This window comes from Arthrobacter sp. HLT1-20 (assembly GCF_054510895.1).
Genome location: NZ_JBTNDR010000009.1, coordinates 83,565 through 102,201, shown reverse-complemented (window position 1 = coordinate 102,201; position 18,637 = coordinate 83,565). Strand labels below are relative to the sequence as shown.

Here is an 18,637-nt window from a genome sequence, read left to right as displayed (position 1 = left end):
GACGAATAGGAATTCCACCCATGACGCATGGACTGACTCGACGGCACATCCTCAAGGGCGCCGGCGCCCTGACCTTCGCGGGCCTCCTCGCGGGCGGATTCGGCCCCCTGGCCCAGGCCGCACAGGCCGCCACAGCGCCGGAGTTTGAGGCGCTGCGTGAGCGGTGGGTTGACCAGATCACGGGCCGCAAGCTCATCACGGCGGGTGACCCGGACTTCACGGCAGCCGTGGCAAGGCTGGACGCGGACGTCAGCAAATCGGTGGCACTGCTCCTGCCTGCGGGGCCCCGGACCCAGATTTTCAGTGACGCCCCGTTCAGCGCCGACGCCCAGATTGTCACCACCTACAAGAGGCTGGCCCAGATGGCCACGGCCTGGGCCACTCCCGGTTCAGGTCATGAGGGCAACGCTGCCCTGCTGGGTCATATGCTGGCTGCGCTTCAGGACGGCAACCGGCTCATCTACAACGCCACCCAGAAGGAATTCGGCAACTGGTGGTCCTGGGAAATCGGCGTCCCCCGGGCGCTAGGCGATGCCCTGGCCATCCTGGGCAGCCACGTTCCGGCGGAGCTGCTGGGACGGTACACGGCCGCCGTCGACCATTTCATCCCGGACCCCACCAGGCAGTTCTCGGACGAGCGTGGAAAGATTCTCTCCGAGGGCGCCAATCGGGTGGACATCTGCCAGGGCATCATTGTCCGATCCATTGTGGGCAACGACCCGGTGCGGCTGGCAGCGGCCGTCGCCGCGCTGAGTCCCGTGTGGCAGTACGTCACCAGCGGCAACGGCTTCTTCACCGACGGCTCCTTTGTGCAGCACTCCACCATCGCCTACACCGGCACCTACGGGCTAGTCCTGCTGGGCGGTCTGGCCAAACTGTTTTCCCTCCTGGGCGACTCCGAGCATGCCGTGGCGGACCCCAGCCGCACCATCCTCTTCAAGTCCGTGGAGGAATCCTTTGCCCCGTTCCTGCACAACGGCCAAATGCTGGATTCCGTGCGCGGACGTGCCATCTCGCGCACCCAGGAGCGCAGCTACGACAACGGCGACGGCGCCATCGAGTCCATCCTGTGGCTGGCACGGGCGGTGGATCCGGCCACGGGCAACCGCTGGCGCGGCCTGTGCCAGGGCTGGATCCAGCGCAACAGTTTTGAGAGCCCGCTCAAGGGTGCCTCCATCCCCCGCACCGCGCTGCTGAAGGACCTCGCCGCCTCAGGCATCCTGCCGCTGGCCGAGACACCCGGGCACAACTACTTTGCCGGCATGGACCGCTCGGTGTTCCGCGGTGACGGCTGGGCCGCTGCCCTGGGCCTGTGCAGCAACAGGATCGCCTGGTACGAGTGCGGCAACGGCGAAAACAACCTTGGCGGCCAGACCGGCTCCGGCATGACGTATGTATACGCGGGCAAGGCCGACCACTTTGACGACGACTTCTGGCCCACCGCCAACCTCAACCGGCTCCCCGGCATCACCGCGGACACCACACCGCTGCCGCCCAAGGTTGAGGGCGAATGGGGCGCCAAAACACCCAAAAACGAGTGGACGGGTGGCGCGTCCCTAGGCAAGGCCGGGGCCGTGGGCATGCACCTGATAGCCCCAGGCGGCACCGGCATGGCGGCCCGCAAGGCCTGGTTTTACGTTCAGGACATGGTGGTGGCCCTGGGTTCGGACATCAAGACTGCCAGCGGGGCCCGGGTGGAGAGCATTGTGGAACACCGGAACCTAGGTGCCGCGGGCGGGCAGGCCATCACTGTCGACGGCGTTGCCCACTCGGCGCCCACGGGCACCGCTGCGGTCCACGGCGGCGCAACGTGGGCGCATGTTGCGGGAACTGGCGGCTACCTGATGCTTGGGGATGAAGCGCTGACAGTCCTGCGCGAGCAGCGGGAGGGTTCCTGGAAGAAGGTCAACACGGGCGGCACGGCAGCCACCACCAGCCGGCAGTACGCCACCTTGCTCTTTGACCACGGCACAGCACCCAGCCAGGCCAGCTACGCCTACGCCATCCTGCCGGGCGTATCCGCGCGGGAAACCGAGAAGGCAGCCCGGAACGCGCCGCGGATCCTGCGCAACGACGCCGTGGGGCAAGGCGTCCAGTTCAGTGCCAAGGAAACGGCTGCCATCTTCTGGCGTGCCGGCACGGTGGGCACCATTTCCGCTGACGGCCCGGCATGCGTGCTGTTCAACGGCAATCCGGGACACGCCATGCTGGCGGTTTCGGACCCCACCCAGGCCGCCGCGTCCGTCACGGTGACAGTGGCTGGCACCCAGTACCGCCGCAGCACAGCCGGTGCCACCTTGCTACCGGATGCCAACGGCAACACAGTTGTCACTGTCGACACGGCCGGACTCATGGGCGCCACCGTGGAGCTTGAACTGCACCGCTAGCACCACGCCTGCGCACCGTTAAGCGCGAATGTGGCGCCACTTTGGAAGTGGCGCCACATTCGATCCGAACCGTGCACATGCGTCAAGTGGAATCAGCCGCGGACGGCCCAGGGCGCGGCCAGCCGCACGGGCGCACCACTTTCAGCTGACGCATACGCCGCCAACACCAGTTCCACCACGTGCGTGGCGTGTTCCCCGCTAACACTGGGCGCAGCGCCCCCAACGGCGGCCGAAAAATCGGCCAACTGCGCAGTGAAGGCGTCCTGGATGTCGTGGGCGGCAGTGGCGTGCAACTGCGAGCGTTTGCCGTCGATCTCCATGAAGGTGCCCGTGCGGGGATCGACCGTGACGGTGCCCAGCTCGCAAACAACCAGCATCTCGTCGATGTGGTCGGGCGTGTCCGAGACGATGGAGATCCGCACGGCAACACCGTTGGCCAGCGTGAGCTCCATGGTCCCATCGGTTTCCACTGACGCCCCAAAACGGCTCAGGGTGGTGGCGCTGAGCTGCACGGCTGGCGCCCCACCCACCCACAGGCACCTGTCCAGGCAGTGCGCACCAATGTTGATGAACGCCCCTCCCCCGGAAATTTCCTTGTCAAAGAACCAGTCGGGGCGTGTGCCCGGTCGGTAGTCGGTGCTGCGGTAGTCGTGAATCATCAACACCTTCCCCAACTGACCTGTCTCCAGCGCCGCCAGCAGGGCCAGCTTCTCCGCCATGAAGTGTTGGATCATCCCCACCACCATGACCACGCCGGCAGCGGCGCACGCCTGCTCCATGAGGCGGCAGTCGGCCAGGGTCGTGGCCATGGGTTTCTCCACCAGGACGTGCACCCCTTGGGCGGCCGCAGCCAGAACCATGTCCCGGTGCAGGCTGTGCGGGGTGTTGATCACCACGGCGTCCACCACCCCGGCAGTCAGCATGGCCTGATAATCGGTGAACACGGCCGCACCCCACGGTGCCGCCACGGCCGCTGCCACGTCCTCACGCAGGTCGCAGACGGCGCTCAATTCAATCCCGTCAAGGACGTGCGCACCGTGCGCATGCAAACCGGCAACGGCGCCTGCCCCAATAATTCCCAGTCTCATTTCCTTGACTCATTCCTGTTCGTGTTGCCCTGATTCGTAGCACGCGGGAAGCCTTTTGGCCCCGCAAGATTCCCTCACAACAAGCCGCGGGCGCAACCGCACCTGGTGGATGGGGCAATCATCGCCCTCCACTAGGCGGCGCAACAGAATTTCCGCGGCCATCCTGCCCATACGGTGCTTGGCGGGGGCCACAGCCGTCAGGGGCACCTCCGCCAGGTCCGCCAATTCGTCGTCGTAAGACACCAACGCCAAGTCCTCCGGGACCCGCACGCCTGCCCGGCGTGCGGCAGCCTCCAACAAGGTGGCCTCCCTGTCACCAAACACCAGGGCTGCGGTGGCCCCGGCCGCCCGCAGTTGCGCCAGCAAGCCCTCGGCCGCGCCAGCCTCCCAATCGGTCTTGAGTGCCTGCAGGATCAGCGGCGTGAAGCCCAGATCGGCGGCAGCGCGTTCATAACCGGCAACAATGGCAGGCTCCGTGGGCGTCTGGGCCCGCGTCAGCAACGCCACGCTCGGGTGACCAAGCTCGACAAGGTGGGTGACGGCGTCGTACGCGCCACCTTGATGATCCGAGCACACGTGCTCCGTCCGGTCCCCCGGCCCCAAATCCATCAGGCTGCGCTCCAGCAGCACCACGGGCACGTTCAGCGACGTCAGCTCCCTGACCCGCTGCGCCGGATCGGCAATACCACCCAGGGTGGGGACCAGGATCAGCCCGTCCACCCCTGACTCCACCAGGAACTCAATGCAGGAATCCTCCCGTTCCGGCTGGTAGTTGTAAGTGGCCAGCTGCAACCCCACGTCCTGGGCGGACAGCGTCTCCTCAATGCCCTGCAGGACGCGCGGGTAGTACAGCTGGGTGTCCGGCAATAGGACTCCCACGGTGAACCGGGAACGACGCCGGACCGGCTGGCGGTCTGCCACAAAACTTCCCGCACCCTGGCGGCGCACCACAACTTCTGCCTGCACCAGCTCGTCAAAGGCTCTGCGGACAGTGGTCAGGGACAGTCCCGTCTCGGCTGCCAGCTGCGCCTCAGTGGGCAGCTTGGCGCCCACGGCCCAGGTGCCAGCCAGGATTCCGCGGCGCAACTCATCGGCCAGCGCCTGGAACTTCAAGTCCCTGGAACCGGTGTCGCGGATGTGCCCGGAGGCAGATTTTCGTGTCACGGCGCCCTCTCTCATAGCCCACCATGAATGAGCCTGCCAGAAACTAAAGAAATGAATAAAGGAGTAATTAACAGTCAATTGGCACAATCCTCCCTTGCGCCCGCCCCGTCAAGCCGCGTCAAGCCGCGTCACCCGGAGAGTGTGCCCACCTTTCCGGAAAAACCAGGAAAAGTAGTTTGAAAGTACTCATTGATTCCTCTCTTTCAAAGCTGTTTGAGTCATGTCACTGAGTCGTGATCTACGGCACAACTACTTCACGAGGTGTCTTCCATGAGTACTAAATCCCGAATCGCGCGGACCCTGGCTGTGCTGGCCGGTGCATCACTGGCCATGACGGCCTGCGGCGGCGGAACTGAAAGTCCCCAGGCCGCACAGGAGAGCAGTACATTGACGTACTGGTCCATGTGGAAAGAGGGCGAACCGCAGCAAAAGGTCATTGCCGGCGCCATTGCCGACTTTGAGAAGGAAACCGGCGCCACGGTCAAGGTCCAGTGGCAGGGCCGCTCCAATGTGCAAAAGCTTGTCCCGGCACTGAACACGAACAACGTCCCGGACATTGTGGACGGCCCCTATGCCAAGCTGGCCCCGGTCATCGGCGACACAGGCCAGGCCCTGCCGCTGGGCGATGCCTACGCGGCAGAGGTTGACGGCAAGAAGGTTTCGGAACTGATCCCGGCGAAGTACGTTGAGGTCAGCAACATCAAGGATGCCGACGGCAAGCCGTGGATGCTGCCGTACAGCCTGAGTTCGGACGGCATCTGGTACGACGCCGCCAAGCACCCCGGACTGGAAACGGCGCCCCCGGCGTCGTGGGGCGAGTTCATCAAGGTCTTGGACACGTTCAAGGCCGAGGGCAAGGTGCCCCTGGCAGCCGACGGCGACATTGCCGGCTACAACTCCATGTGGTTCACCACGGCCCTGGTCCGCACCGACGGCACGGGCGCCTTCGCCAAGGTGGCCGAGGACAAGTCCGGCGCAGCCTGGGATACACCGTCCGTGTTGGCGGCTGCGAAGAAGGTTGAGCAGATCGCCCAGGGCGGCTACCTGGTCAAGGGCTACAACGCCAGCAAGTGGCCGGCCCAGCAGCAGGTGTGGGCCAACGGCGGCGCTGAATTGCTGCTCAACGGTTCGTGGATTCCCACCGAGACCAGCACCTACGCTGCCGAGGGCTTCAAGTTCTCCTCCTTCCCATTCCCGCCCGTTGCCGGCCAGCCGAAGACCGTGCGTGCGGACTTTGTTGGCTGGGCCATCCCGAAGAAGGCGGAGAACCCCAAGCTGGCGCAGAAACTGGCCACCTTCATGCTGGGCAAGAAGTACCAGGACGCCTACGGTACAGACGCCAAGGTACTGCCCATCCGCACCGACGCGGCCACGGCCCCGGAGATCGCCTCCGTCAAGAAGGCCCTGGACAGCGCGGACGGCGTGTACCTGCAGAATGACGGCGTCACGGCGCCGGGTTATGTGGAGAAGATCCTGTGGCCCATCAATGACGAGCTGTTCCTGGGCAAGATCAAGGCCGAGGAATTTGTGGCCAAGATGAAGGCCGCCCAGATCGGGTACTGGAAGGACAACAGCTAGATGTCCACCTCTCTTGGACGCCACGGCGCTGCTGCCTCCCCCGCTCCTGCTTCCGCCAAAAGGGCGAGGCCGGGGCAGGGCGGCAGCAGCATTGACCGGCAACGCCGCAAGCTTCTGGTGCCCTTCGTGGGCCCCGCCTTTGTCTTCTACACGGTTTTGTTCATTGTTCCGGCCATCGGTGCCGGCTGGATCAGCCTGCACGTGTGGGCTGGTTCCGGCCCCATGAAATTTGTTGGCCTGCAAAACTACGTGCGGGTCTTCAAGGACGATCTTTTCCTGAAGTCCTTCGGCAACACCTTGCTGCTGCTGTTTGTGGTGGGTGCCGCGATCTTCATTCTGGCGTTTGCCATGACGCTTGTGCTGCGCGACATGGCGGGAAAGAAGATTGCCCGCAATGTCATCTTCTTCCCGCACCTGATCAACGCGCTGGTCTTTGGCGTGCTGGCCGGATTCATCTTCAACCCCGGCGGCATGGTCAACACCCTCCTCAAGCCCTTGGGCATCACCGAACCACCGGCATGGCTGGCGCAGGAAAACATCTTCCCGCTCATCATGGCAACCCTGGTTGCCACCACCACGGGCTACTTCACCACCATCCTGATGGCCGGCGTCGACCGCATCCCGCCCTACTTTTATGAGGACTGCGCCTTGGCCGGGGCCACGGCGTTTCAACGCCTGCGCTATGTGATCCTGCCCCTGACCTGGGACGTTTTCGGCACCTGCGCCGTGCTCTGGACCATCTCCTCCATCAAGATCTTTGAAATCATCTGGGTCTTCGGTGGCAGCAGCGGCGCAGGCATTCCCCCCACGCAAAGTTGGACCACGGCCGTGTACACCTACGTCACAGCGTTCTCCGGCCAGTCCACGCCCGCCTACGGTGCCGCCACGGCGTCGGCGATCATCTCGCTGGCACTGGTCTCGGTACTCGTCGTCCTGCTGCGCCGCGCCATGCGCCGTGACGCCGTTGAATTCTAAGGAATCCCCATGAGCACCCTCACAGCACCCCAAGCCACAAAAACTCCCGAGCCGGCCAAACCCCGCAGCAGGAACCACCGCGGCGTCAGCCCCGCGCTGCGCGCGGAGAACAACGTCATCCGCAGTATTGGCGTGGTCCTGCTGTGGGCCGTGGTGGCCATCAGCATCGCCATGCTGGCGTGGATGGTCCTGCAGGCGTTCCGTGACACCCGGGCCATCCTCAGCGACCCCTGGGGCATGCCGGCCAGCATTGACTTCTCCAACTTTGTCCGGGCCTGGACTGTCAGCGACTTCGCCACGGCCACCTTCAACAGCGTTGTCACCACGGGCGTCTCCTCATTCTTGACGGTGGCCATTGCCGCACCGGCCGCGTACTATCTGAGCCGGGTGGAAAGCCGCCTCACCGGGGGCTTGAGCCTGTACTTCATTCTGGGCCTGGGCATCCCGGCACAGGTCATCCTGATCCCCTTGTTCATCATGCTCAACGAGGTGAACCTGACCGACAGCCTGATCGGCCTGAACCTGGTCTACATTGCCATGTCCATGCCGTTCACTGTGTTCCTGCTGACGGCGTTCTTCCGCAGCCTGCCGCTGGAGATGGAGGAAGCTGCCGCGCTCGACGGCGCTTCCGCCCTGCGCACCTTCGTTCAGATCACGCTTCCGCTCGCCAAGGGCGGCATCCTGACGGCGTTTGTGCTGCAGGTGGTGGCGCACTGGAATGAGACGCTGCTGGCCCTGACCTTGATCCAGTCCACCGAAAAGTACACGCTGCCGGTTGCCTTGATCTCCTTTGTGCAGCAGCAGACCTACTCGGGCGCCGACTGGGGTGGACTGTTCGCCGGACTCTGCATCGTGGTCCTGCCCATGCTCATCATTTATGTGTGGCTGGGCCGGCGGCTCACCGAGGGCCTGACCCTGGGCATGGGCAAATAATGTCCTCCCCCAACTTGCTGTTCCTTGTCGCCGACCAGTTCCGGGCCATGTGCCTGGAGCCGGGCGGCGACCCCGTATCCACCCCCTTTTTGGATTCCTTGGCGGCCAGCGGAGTTTCTTTGGCGAACGCCGTCAGCAACTACCCTGTGTGCAGCCCGCACCGGGCCATGATGATGAGCGGGCAGTATCCCGAGGCGAACGGCGTCACCCACAACGTGAACTCCGAAACCGCCGGGTGGGGTGTGGGCCTGCGTCCCGATGCCCCGTCCTGGGCTGCAGTTTTGAGGGATGCCGGCTACAACACCGGCTACATCGGTAAATGGCATTTGGAGGCACCTGTCCCCGACGATGCCATCCATGGAGCCGGCGTGCTGGAGGACGGCCGGTACTGGGATGCGTACTCGCCCCCTGACCGGCGTCACGGCTTTGACTTTTGGTATTCCTACGGCTGCAACGATGCCCACCTGAGCCCGCACTATTGGACGGGCGACGCCGGACGGCACCAACGCGTCAACGTCACAGGGTGGTCGGCCGCCCATGAGACGGACGTTGCGGTGGAGTTTCTGGGGCGGGCCGCCGCTCCCGCCCGCGCCGGCACCCCCTTTGCCTTGGCTGTTTCATGGAACCCGCCGCACCAGCCCTTTGACCAGCTGCCACCGGAGCACGAGCGCGGCTACGCGGAGCTCTCCCCGGAAGTGCTATTGAACCGGCCCAATGTGGAGCTGAATTCCGAGGCTGGCCGTGAGGCGGCAACCATCGCGCCCCTGTATTACGCGGCCATCAGCGCTATCGACGCCCAGGTGGGCCGGCTGATGGCATCCCTGGACACCCTTGGCCTCGCCAAGGACACGCTGGTCATCTTCACCTCCGACCACGGCCAGCAAATGGGCAGCCACGGGTTGCTCTACAAAAACGTGCCCTTCGAGGAGTCCATGCGGATCCCCTTTGTCCTGCAGTGGCCCGGACGACTGGACCCGGCACCCACCCACGGCGGCCTGTCCAGTGTGGATATCGCCCCCACAATTCTGGGCCTCCTGGGCCTGGGCGGCCGGGTCCCGGCACAAATGCAGGGCCGGGATATTTCCGCGGCCCTGCTGGCAGAGAAGGCGGGCAGCCCGCCCCAGGAGGCTCCGGCGTCGGCCCTGTATTTTTATTACCCCCGCGACGATGAGGACGTGGACAGGCGCGGCCTGCGGACGGACACTAGCAAGTTCATTGCCACTTTGCATCCGGATCGAGGATTTGAGACCACCCTCTATGACTTGGCCGCCGATCCCTACGAGCTCAACAACATCACCGATTCCGGCCTGGTGCAGGCGCACGCCGCGGCACTGGCGGACGCGCTGGCCGCGGCGGGCCAATCGTGGGTGGGCGCGGAGGCGCTGGCGGCACTGGTGGCGGCGCCATGAACATCCTGCTCATCATGGCCGACCAATTCGCGGCCCACGCCCTTGACCGGCGGCGCGACACGGACGCGCATTTTAGGACGCCGCACCTGGACAGGTTGGCCGCGCAGTCCACACATTTCACCCAGGCCTACACGCCGTTCCCGCTGTGTGTGCCCGCCCGCAGCGCCATGGTCACCGGAAAATATCCGCACCAGCTCGGGGTCATGTCCAACGCCGCGAGCAGCCCGGGAACCGGGCCGGACCCGGGATGCGGGCCGGAGTCGCTGGGTCACTGGTTTACCGCCCACGGCTACGACTGCGCCTATGCCGGCAAGTGGCATGCCCGCCAGGCCAGTGCTTCGACCCGGGACGGTTTTGCCCCCATCCACCCCTTCGGTGATGAGGGGCTGGTGGAGGCGTGCACTGACTGGCTGGGCAGCCGGGCTCCGGGGGCTGCAGAAAGTGGACGCCCGTACCTCCTGGTGGCGTCCTTTGATGACCCGCACACCATCTGTGAATATGCCCGCGCCCAGCCGATGCCCTACGGCGACGTCCCGCCCGTCACCGTACTGGAGGCGCCGCCGCTGCCCAACAACTTTTCGCCCGCACCCTACGCGCCACAGGCACTAACCACCGAGAGGGAAGTCGCCGCCCGGCTGTACGGCAGCAACGCCAACACCGCCGACGATTGGCGCCTCTACCGCCACGCTTATGCGGCCCTGGTGGAGCGCGTCGACCGGCGAATCGGGCAGCTGCTGGCGGGAATCGACTTGGCGCGGACCGCCGTCGTATTTGTCAGCGACCACGGCGATGGAGATTCCTCCCACGGCTGGAACCAAAAGACGGCCCTCTATCAGGAGTGCATCCGGGTGCCGTTCTTGATCCATGTACCGGGGCGCGACGCGGCTGTGGCTCACTCCCCTGTTTCGCCGGTCCTGGGGCTGCTGCCCACGCTGTGCGAGGTGGCAGGGATTGCCGCCCCGGCTAACCTGGCTGTGGGCTCGGTGCTGGCGCCTGACCCCGGGCCCGTGGTGGTGCAGACGGTTTTCAGCGACGCCGACGCACTTCCCGGCGCAGGCACCACCGGACGGGCTCTGCTCCTGGGTACCTGGAAGTACACGGTGTATAGCTGGGGGCAATATAGGGAACAGCTGCACAATCTCGCCACGGACCCTGGCGAGCAGAGGAATCTTGCCATGGAGCTGGCCCATGCTCCCCAGATGGAGGCGATGCGTGCGGAATTGCTGCGCTGGTGCCTGGCGACCGGCGACACCGGCTTCTTGAAGAAGCTGGTTCTGCCGGCCGCGGCAAGCGCCACCCAGCGCCAGGAAATCTTTGCCATCCCCTACTAGAGCTGGGAGCTGACTGGGCGTAAGCTGACAGTACTTACCCAAGGAATATCCAGCGTATTCCCAGCCAATAGTCGGAGACTGTAATGGTGAAGAAGACCGGACCAGAAGCTAAGTTGCTCGTTGTTGACGACGAGCCCAATATTCGTGAACTCCTCTCCACCTCCCTGCGTTTCGCCGGGTTTGAGGTGATTGCGGCCGCAAATGGCCGTGAGGCCCTCGCTGCTGCTGAGGAGCACAACCCCGACCTTGCCGTTCTGGACGTGATGCTTCCTGACATGGACGGCTTCACGGTGACCCGCCGCCTGCGGGCCGCCGGCCGCCATTTCCCTGTCCTGTTCCTCACGGCGCGGGATGACACCGAGGACAAGGTCACCGGCCTGACGGTTGGCGGGGATGATTACGTCACCAAGCCGTTCAGCCTCGATGAGGTGGTGGCCCGCATCCGTGCCGTGCTGCGCCGCACCCAGCCCATGGAGGACGACGACGCCGTGCTGCGCGTTGCCGATCTGGAGCTCGACGACGACGCCCACGAGGTGCGCCGCGCCGGCAAGACGGTTGAACTTTCCCCCACCGAGTTCAAGCTGCTGCGTTACTTGATGCTGAACCCCAACCGCGTGCTGTCCAAGGCCCAAATCCTTGACCATGTGTGGGAGTACGACTTCAACGGCGACGCCTCCATTGTGGAGTCCTACATTTCCTACCTGCGCCGCAAGGTGGACACCGACGCCTCGCTGCCTGCCCTGATCCAGACCAAGCGCGGCGTGGGCTACGTGCTGCGAACGGCCGACAAGCGCTAGCGCACCACCAAGACATTGATTACGTTGTGGAAGAACGCCTCCCTGCGCTCACAGCTGGTGGCCATCATCAGCGCTCTGCTGAGCTTGTCCCTGCTGGCGCTGGGGGCCACAACGTTCCTTTTGCTGCACTCCTTTCTGGAAGACCAGATGGACACCCAGCTCACAACGTTCCAAGAATCCATCATTCGTTACGGCACAGTCGATTCCAAGAACGCGGGCCAAACACCGTTCAGCTTTGATTACTATGTGGGCTTTCATTTCTACGACGGCTCACTTGCTGACCAGAACCGTTCCGGCAAAGACAAGCCCGCCTATCCCAACTACACCTCTGACGAGGCCGCGGCCCTCAACGGGCAGACGTTCACGGTTCCCAGCAGCGATGGTGGCGCACCCTGGCGGATCACCGTTATTGCGCCGCAGGGCTTCGAGATCCCCAATCCGCTCGGTGCTAAAGACGTCTACACAGGCTATGTTGTGGTGGGTCTGCCCTACGAGAGCCTGAACATCACCATGGAGCGGCTGGCTGTGGTGATTGCCGGCGTCGCAATCCTGACCATCACCCTGGGCACCATGATTGCCTACTGGACAGTCACCAGATCATTCCGGCCTCTGAGCCGGGTGGAAAAAACCGCCGCAGCCATCGCCGCAGGTGATCTGTCCCGGCGGGTGGACATTGAGAATCCTGCCACGGAGGTGGGCAGATTGTCCGGTTCGCTGAACGCCATGCTGGCGCATATTGAGCATGCCTTTGCCGCCCGGACTGCTTCCGAAAAGAAGATGCGCCGCTTTGTGGCAGACGCTTCCCACGAATTGCGGACCCCTCTTGTCACGATCCGCGGTTTCTCCGAACTGTACCGCCATGGGGCGCTGCAAACGCCGGAGGATGTGGGCACGGCCATGGGCCGCATTGAAAGCGAAGCCAAGCGCATGGGCGAACTGGTCGAGGACCTGCTCATGCTGGCCCGGATCGACGAGCAGCGGCCCCTGCAGCGCAAACCCGTTGACCTGCTCATCATTGGCCACGACGCCGTGCTCGATGCCCGTGCTGCGGCGCGCGACAGGACCTTCACCGTCGTCGGACTCGATGGTGGCCCCGGGGCCGCCGCACCCACCCTGGGGGATGAGGCAAAGCTGCGTCAGGTGGTGGCCAACCTCATGGGCAATGCGCTGCGGTACACCCCCGAGGGATCCCCCATAGAGATCATGGTGGGCACCCGCCACGAGGGCGGGCAACAGTTCTCAGTCATCAAGATTCGCGACCATGGCCCCGGCATTTCCGAGGAGGAGGCCCCCCGCGTCTTTGAGCGTTTCTACCGAGCGGATTCCTCGCGTGACAGGAACACCGGCGGCAGCGGCCTTGGCCTGGCAATCGTGTCGGCCATTGTGGCAGCACATGCCGGAACCGTGCGGCTGGAGACCACCCCTGGCGGCGGCGCAACCCTGGTGATCGAGCTGCCCTTCGCCGCTCCGGATGCGGGCCACGAGGCTGACTCCGAGACAGATGAAGAGGTAACGTTCGACGACACCCACGTGGCAGCGCCGCCCGCCCTGCCCCAAGACGCCATGCCGGCGGCCCCGGCGTCGCCTCCCAGTCAGGCACCGCAGGAATAAGGAAGACACCCCGGTCACTGGTTCATCCACAGCCGGGTCCGGGTTGCCTGCCATCCACATCTGCCACAGTACGGCTGCCACCGGCCATGGCCTGCTTCTAGGCTGGGAACTGTCAACGATGTTCGGGCAGTTTCACCCCGCAGGGAAGGCAATGGTCATGGCACAGTTCAACGTCAACAGCGACGACCTCGCTGTCAAAAGCACGGCGGTCAAGGGCTCAGTGGAGCGGATTCGCATGGAAGTTGACGCCATGAAGCGCAACCTCCTGGACCTGCAGTCCACCTGGACAGGCATGGCAGCCAACAACTTCCAGCTACTCCTCCAGGAATGGCACGCCACAGAGTTGCGCGTGGAAGCATCCTTGGAAAGCATCAACGCCGCCCTGTCCATGGCAGCAACGCAATACGCGCAAACGGAAGACGCCAACACCCGAATGTTCACTGCGCGCTAGTCCCCACCGGCTCCCACCGCTCACACGCTCACGGCGGGTCCCTCGCCAGCGTGGGCCCACCCACTCTCGAATATTTGTCACAGAAAACTATAGAACTCTTACTTTATTTCGGATATAATATCACCATGGGCACGCAGAATTGGCCCGGATCTTCAGAGGATTCCAACCTTTCCGGACCGTCAATTCAAGGACACAACCTCGATGCGGCATTCGAGGCGTATCTCCATGCGGCCACCGCCCAACCGCCGGATCCCTTTTCGGTTGATCCCGTCACCGGCGAGCCCCGCATGGCTACACAGGCTGCGCTTCCTACGTGGGAGGAACTGCAGGCCCAAGCGGATGCCGACGCTTCTCTCTACTACCCCGACGACTCAGGTGGTGGCGGCCCAGAGCCTGTCGATGACGAGTCAGCGTTTATGGCCTTGGTTGAGGCCGACGCCCTCCAGCAACGCGGCGATCCGCTCTGGGACGGAGACGCCCATGAAGGGCAAGCCTCCGCCCAAGCCACACGGAAGCTGAGAATCAACGTACTTCGGGCGGCCGAGCCGTTGACCATGCCGCCGCCGGTCAACGTCAAAGTTTATGGCGGCCTGAAACGTGTGGAGAGGCTACTCCCTGTCATGACGGCACAGGAGCAGGCTGAGTACGTTCCCTGGACGGCTCAGCGGGGAGTCGATGCGCTGGACGCAATCGACCCCGGCAGCCTTGGCGACGATGACCTACTGAGCTACATCCAGGCCACAGAGCGCCAATCGTCCTGGGCCATGGCCCGGCAGTCGGCGGCCATCGCCGAGTTCTCCACCCGCCGCCCGCCGGTTGTGGGCGAGCAGCCGCCTGCCAACCATCCTGACAGGTCCCGCTACGCTGCCGCTGAACTCATGGCGCTGTTCGCCATTGGCGTTGGTGCAGCCGAACGCCTCATCTGCGATGCCGAGCTGCTGACAAGACACCTGCCGGACACCTTTTCCCAGTTCGCCGACGGGTCATTGGATGCGCGCCGGGTCAGGGCCATTGTGCAAGGAACCCACAACACTCCAGCGGAACTTCTGCACCAGATTGAACCACGGCTCCTGAGGTCTGCCATGAACACCAACCCCAATGCCTTGCTGCGCAAGGTCAGGGCTGCCGCAGAGAAAATCAATCCGGAGCCGCTCCAAACGCGGCACCAACGGGCCCGGACCGAGCGCGATGTTTGGCTGACGCCGCTGGACGACGGCATGGCCTACCTAGCGGCCCGCCTGCCCGCTGTGGAAGCCACACTGTTCTTCAATTCAATCGACAGCTGGGCCCGCAACGCGAAAAGCTGCGGCGAGGACAGCCATGGCACCACCCCCACGGGCCGCCCCTCGCGCTCACTCAACGAGTACCGCGCCGATGTCCTCATGGATCTACTGCACCAGGCCCTCCTCCACCCCTCGGGTTGCGGCGGTTGCGGCCAGTGCGAGGACCATCCACGTCAGGCGGGCGGCCCCTTCTTTAAGAAGCGCATTCCGGCGACCATCAACGTCACGGTCTCGGACCAAACGCTTCTGGGGCTGTCCTCCCAATCGGCCATTCTGGCCGGCTACGGGCCCATACCGGCGGAACAGGCCAGGGAACTGGCGGCTACCGCCACGTTCTGGCGACGATTCCTCGCGAATCCGGATACCGGCAGAGTGACCAGCATCGGCCGCAAGTCCCGTAAACCGCCCAAGTCCATGGGCAGGGAGGTGCGCCTGAAGGATCCTGTCTGCACCGGAATCGGCTGCGACCGCCCGGCCGCGTCCTGCGAGCTGGACCACACCAGACCCTTCGGCAGATACAGCTACAGTGCGGATGGCACTCTGTTGCCCTTGGGCGAAACCAGCCTTGAGAACCTGCGGCCGCGCTGTCCGTACTGCCACCATGCCAAGGATGACCCCCACACCGGCTGGACAGTTGAAAATGTGGGCCCGGGAGTCACCCGGACCACCACACCCACGGGACGCGTCTATCTGCAGACCCAGGGCGACATTGAGGCCCCGTTCTAGCTTTCCGGTGTGCCCTGGTGGAACCGCAGCCGCCACTGGCCGTCTTCAACCTGCCACAAGGAACTGCGCAGCGCGCTTCCGGCCGGGGAGACACTGCGGTAGCTCAGCAGGGCCGTGGAGGTGTCCACTTGGGAGAGGGAGAGGACCTGCAACTCAACCGCGGCAGGCTCCTCGTCGTTGAACATCTCTAGGACTTCCTGGCGGCTCCATCGGCGGCCTGATGCGCCAATTTCCTCGAAGTCCGGGTGCAGCAGCTCCCCCGACCGGAGCGGATCCGCGCGAACTCTAGGGTCCAGGAGTTCCCGCTCCAGCCCCACCACGGCATCCAGCGCGCCAGCGTGGTGAGCGGCGAAGGCGGGATCCGCTTCATCCTCCAGCATGGAAAACAGGTCCGGCTGCTCCAGTTCATCCAGAAACAAGGTCTTCTGGGCTGGGGCCACCGGAGGCGACTTCTGCGCGGGACGGGATGTTCCGGCGTCGTTCAACTCCTTGGACTCGGTGGGAGCCTTGGCTCCGGGGAAACCCGGACCGGCATTCGGCTCACGCTTGGCCTGGTAGGCGGTGGCGGCGGCCCGGGCGCGGTCATCGGCCGCCTCATTCAAGTCATGGCCAGCATGCCCCTTGACCCATTCAAAGGTGTATTTGCGGCCCACCAGGGCGGCGTCAATCTCCTTGAGTAGATCAAGGTTCAGAACGGGCTTCCCGTCCGACTTCTTCCAGCCCTTGCGCTTCCAGCCCGGCATCCACTTGGTCACAGAGTTAATGACGTATTGGCTGTCACACAGAATGTGCAACGGCTCCTCAGGCATGTGGGCAGTGGAAACGAACAAATCAAGGACAGCCATGAGCTCGCCCATATTGTTGGTGCCGTGGGGCCAGCCACCGGCGCGCCAGCAATTCTCGTCCACGTACCAAGCCCAGCCAGCAGGTCCAGGATTACCTAAAGCCGAACCATCGGCAGCAGCAGTAATAGTCATGCATCCATACTTTCAGACTCCACTGACATCCAATTGCAAGAGTGGCGGTTTTCGCAGCCCAAGCAGGGAAAAGAAAAAACACCCCTGCCCGTAGCGGGGATGGATTTCGCATGCTTTTCGCGAAATCCATCCCCGCGGGGCAGGGGTGTTTTTGACTAGCCGTTCAGGGGGTGGGGGTTAGAAACCGCCCATGCCGCCCATGTCGTCTCCGCCGCCGCCAGCCGGTGCAGCCTTTTCGGGCTTGTCGGCTACAACAGCTTCGGTGGTGAGGAACAAGCCAGCAATGGAAGCCGCGTTCTGCAGTGCGGAACGGGTTACCTTTACCGGGTCGTTGACGCCGGCAGCCAGCAGGTCTTCGTAAACGCCGGTTGCAGCGTTCAGGCCGTGGCCAACGGGCAGGCCGCGAACCTTGTCAACAACTACGCCGGGCTCCATGCCAGCGTTGAAGGCAATCTGCTTCAACGGTGCATCGATGGCAACCTTGACGATGTTGGCGCCAGTGGCCTCGTCGCCGGTCAGCTTCAAACCTGCGAAAGCCTTCACGCCAGCCTGGATCAGGGCAACGCCACCGCCGGGGACGATGCCTTCTTCAACAGCAGCCTTGGCGTTGCGCACTGCGTCTTCGATGCGGTGCTTGCGCTCCTTGAGCTCAACCTCGGTTGCGGCACCGGCCTTGATGACTGCAACGCCGCCGGCCAGCTTGGCCAGACGTTCCTGCAGCTTCTCGCGGTCGTAGTCCGAATCGGAGTTTTCGATCTCGGCACGGATCTGTGCAACACGGCCAGCAATGGCTTCGGCGTCGCCGGCACCATCAACAATGGTGGTCTCGTCCTTGGTGACAACAACCTTGCGAGCCTTGCCCAGCAGGTCAAGGGTGGTGTTTTCCAGCTTCAAGCCAACTTCTTCAGCGATGACCTGGCCACCGGTGAGGATGGCGATGTCGGCCAGCTGAGCCTTGCGGCGGTCGCCGAAGCCCGGAGCCTTGACGGCAACGGACTTGAACAGGCCGCGGATCTTGTTCACGATCAACGTGGCAAGAGCTTCGCCTTCAATGTCTTCGGCGATGATCAGCAACGGCTTGTTGGAAGCCATAACCTTTTCCAGAACTGCAACAAGATCCTTGACGCTGGAGATCTTGGAGTTAACGATCAGGATGTACGGGTCTTCAAGGACCGTTTCCTGGCGCTCGGTGTCGGTCACGAAGTAAGCGGAGATGTAACCCTTGTCGAAGCGCATGCCTTCGGTGAGTTCCAGTTCCAGGCCGAAGGTGTTGGACTCCTCGACGGTGATAACACCTTCCTTGCCAACCTTATCCAGGGCCTCAGCAATGAGGGCGCCAATTTCGGGATCGCCGGCGGAGATGGAAGCGGTGGCTGCGATCTCTTCCTTGGTCTCGATTTCCTTGGCGGAAGCCAGCAGCTGCTCGATGACGGCTGCAACAGCCTTCTCGATGCCGCGCTTCAAGGAGAGCGGGTCGGCGCCGGCAGCTACGTTGCGCAGGCCTTCCTTGACCAGAGCCTGAGCCAACACGGTTGCCGTGGTGGTGCCGTCGCCGGCAATGTCATCAGTCTTCTTGGCGACTTCCTTGACCAGCTCAGCGCCGATCTTCTCGTAAGGATCGTCAAGTTCGATTTCCTTGGCGATGGAGACACCATCGTTAGTGATTGTGGGGGCGCCCCACTTCTTCTCGAGAACAACGTTGCGCCCGCGCGGGCCCAAGGTTACCTTGACGGCGTCGGCGAGGATGTTCAATCCACGCTCAAGACCGCGGCGTGCCTCTTCATCAAATGCAATGAGCTTGGCCATGGAGGCTTCAGTCCTTTCGGGACAGTCATTTTGGATACAGAAATCCCCATCACGGTGCCCGCGACGGACGGATGCGCGGCCGTTGATCTATATACAGCGGCCGCGAACCCTCACCCAATGA

At 63.8% G+C, this 18,637-nt stretch carries 14 protein-coding genes; 10 read left to right on the top strand and 4 right to left on the bottom strand.

The genetic code is table 11. From position 1 onward, the window contains the following. The first annotated feature begins 20 nt into the window (after window positions 1–20). Window positions 21–2,387: a polysaccharide lyase 8 family protein gene (locus tag ACX80Q_RS07330; RefSeq protein WP_459329868.1), complete on the top strand. Its 2,367-nt coding sequence runs from the start codon at window positions 21–23 to the stop codon at window positions 2,385–2,387. Window positions 2,388–2,479: 92 nt separating this feature from the next. Here the strand turns inward: ACX80Q_RS07330 and ACX80Q_RS07325 are convergent, their stop codons facing one another. Continuing rightward, entirely contained in the window at window positions 2,480–3,475 is a 996-nt protein-coding gene (locus ACX80Q_RS07325; RefSeq protein ID WP_459329867.1) for a Gfo/Idh/MocA family protein, read from the bottom strand. A gap of 9 nt (window positions 3,476–3,484) precedes the next feature. Continuing rightward, entirely contained in the window at window positions 3,485–4,639 is a 1,155-nt protein-coding gene (locus ACX80Q_RS07320) for a LacI family DNA-binding transcriptional regulator (RefSeq protein WP_459329866.1), read from the bottom strand. A 270-nt stretch (window positions 4,640–4,909) separates the two neighbouring features. On the opposite strand from ACX80Q_RS07320, the gene ACX80Q_RS07315 reads away from it, so the two are divergent. From ACX80Q_RS07315 to ACX80Q_RS07275, 9 genes are all read left to right on the top strand, one after another. Then, window positions 4,910–6,217 carry an ABC transporter substrate-binding protein gene (locus tag ACX80Q_RS07315; protein WP_459329865.1) on the top strand — a complete coding sequence of 436 codons (1,308 nt, stop codon included), beginning with the start codon at window positions 4,910–4,912 and terminating at the stop codon, window positions 6,215–6,217. Further along, on the top strand, window positions 6,218–7,192 hold the full coding sequence (locus ACX80Q_RS07310; RefSeq protein ID WP_459329864.1) for a carbohydrate ABC transporter permease: 975 nt from the start codon (window positions 6,218–6,220) through the stop codon (window positions 7,190–7,192). Window positions 7,193–7,201: 9 nt separating this feature from the next. Continuing rightward, the gene (locus ACX80Q_RS07305; protein WP_459329863.1) at window positions 7,202–8,125 is read left to right on the top strand and encodes a carbohydrate ABC transporter permease; all 924 of its coding nucleotides are present in this window, start codon (window positions 7,202–7,204) and stop codon (window positions 8,123–8,125) included. Then, window positions 8,125–9,534, top strand: a complete 1,410-nt coding sequence (locus ACX80Q_RS07300) for a sulfatase family protein (protein ID WP_459329862.1) — start codon at window positions 8,125–8,127, stop codon at window positions 9,532–9,534. The genes ACX80Q_RS07305 and ACX80Q_RS07300 overlap by 1 nt, the downstream gene beginning before the upstream one ends. Next, on the top strand, window positions 9,531–10,865 hold the full coding sequence (locus ACX80Q_RS07295) for a sulfatase family protein (RefSeq protein WP_459329861.1): 1,335 nt from the start codon (window positions 9,531–9,533) through the stop codon (window positions 10,863–10,865). Before ACX80Q_RS07300 ends, ACX80Q_RS07295 begins: the two co-directional genes overlap by 4 nt. 86 nt (window positions 10,866–10,951) lie before the next feature. Continuing rightward, window positions 10,952–11,662 (top strand): response regulator transcription factor, encoded by a 711-nt coding sequence (locus tag ACX80Q_RS07290; protein WP_103466192.1) that lies wholly within the window; start codon window positions 10,952–10,954, stop codon window positions 11,660–11,662. 15 nt (window positions 11,663–11,677) lie between these two features. Continuing rightward, a complete protein-coding gene (locus ACX80Q_RS07285; RefSeq protein ID WP_459329860.1) occupies window positions 11,678–13,273 on the top strand; it encodes a sensor histidine kinase in 1,596 nt (531 codons plus the stop codon). 157 nt (window positions 13,274–13,430) lie between these two features. Then, a complete protein-coding gene (locus ACX80Q_RS07280) occupies window positions 13,431–13,724 on the top strand; it encodes a WXG100 family type VII secretion target (protein WP_459329859.1) in 294 nt (97 codons plus the stop codon). A 125-nt stretch (window positions 13,725–13,849) separates the two neighbouring features. Beyond that, window positions 13,850–15,733 (top strand): HNH endonuclease signature motif containing protein, encoded by a 1,884-nt coding sequence (locus ACX80Q_RS07275; protein WP_459329858.1) that lies wholly within the window; start codon window positions 13,850–13,852, stop codon window positions 15,731–15,733. Here ACX80Q_RS07275 and ACX80Q_RS07270 read toward each other — a convergent pair. Both ACX80Q_RS07270 and groL read right to left on the bottom strand, forming a co-directional pair. Beyond that, complete coding sequence (locus ACX80Q_RS07270) at window positions 15,730–16,710, bottom strand: RNase H family protein (protein WP_459329857.1); 981 nt, start codon at window positions 16,708–16,710, stop codon at window positions 15,730–15,732. The genes ACX80Q_RS07275 and ACX80Q_RS07270 overlap by 4 nt on opposite strands. A 177-nt stretch (window positions 16,711–16,887) precedes the next feature. Next, window positions 16,888–18,516 carry a chaperonin GroEL gene (groL, locus tag ACX80Q_RS07265; protein ID WP_459301463.1) on the bottom strand — a complete coding sequence of 543 codons (1,629 nt, stop codon included), beginning with the start codon at window positions 18,514–18,516 and terminating at the stop codon, window positions 16,888–16,890. Window positions 18,517–18,637: the final 121 nt, after the last annotated feature.

Excerpts from the sequence above, each read along its gene's own strand:
- ACX80Q_RS07300 (WP_459329862.1), top strand. The coding sequence starts at position 8,125 with ATGTCCTCCCCCAACTTGCTGTTCCTTGTCGCCGACCAGTTCCGGGCC.
- ACX80Q_RS07270 (WP_459329857.1), bottom strand. The coding sequence starts at position 16,710 with ATGACTATTACTGCTGCTGCCGATGGTTCGGCTTTAGGTAATCCTGGA.
- ACX80Q_RS07310 (WP_459329864.1), top strand. The coding sequence starts at position 6,218 with ATGTCCACCTCTCTTGGACGCCACGGCGCTGCTGCCTCCCCCGCTCCT.
- ACX80Q_RS07295 (WP_459329861.1), top strand. The coding sequence starts at position 9,531 with ATGAACATCCTGCTCATCATGGCCGACCAATTCGCGGCCCACGCCCTT.
- ACX80Q_RS07315 (WP_459329865.1), top strand. The coding sequence starts at position 4,910 with ATGAGTACTAAATCCCGAATCGCGCGGACCCTGGCTGTGCTGGCCGGT.
- ACX80Q_RS07330 (WP_459329868.1), top strand. The coding sequence starts at position 21 with ATGACGCATGGACTGACTCGACGGCACATCCTCAAGGGCGCCGGCGCC.
- ACX80Q_RS07275 (WP_459329858.1), top strand. The coding sequence starts at position 13,850 with ATGGGCACGCAGAATTGGCCCGGATCTTCAGAGGATTCCAACCTTTCC.
- ACX80Q_RS07325 (WP_459329867.1), bottom strand. The coding sequence starts at position 3,475 with ATGAGACTGGGAATTATTGGGGCAGGCGCCGTTGCCGGTTTGCATGCG.
- groL (WP_459301463.1), bottom strand. The coding sequence starts at position 18,516 with ATGGCCAAGCTCATTGCATTTGATGAAGAGGCACGCCGCGGTCTTGAG.
- ACX80Q_RS07280 (WP_459329859.1), top strand. The coding sequence starts at position 13,431 with ATGGCACAGTTCAACGTCAACAGCGACGACCTCGCTGTCAAAAGCACG.
- ACX80Q_RS07305 (WP_459329863.1), top strand. The coding sequence starts at position 7,202 with ATGAGCACCCTCACAGCACCCCAAGCCACAAAAACTCCCGAGCCGGCC.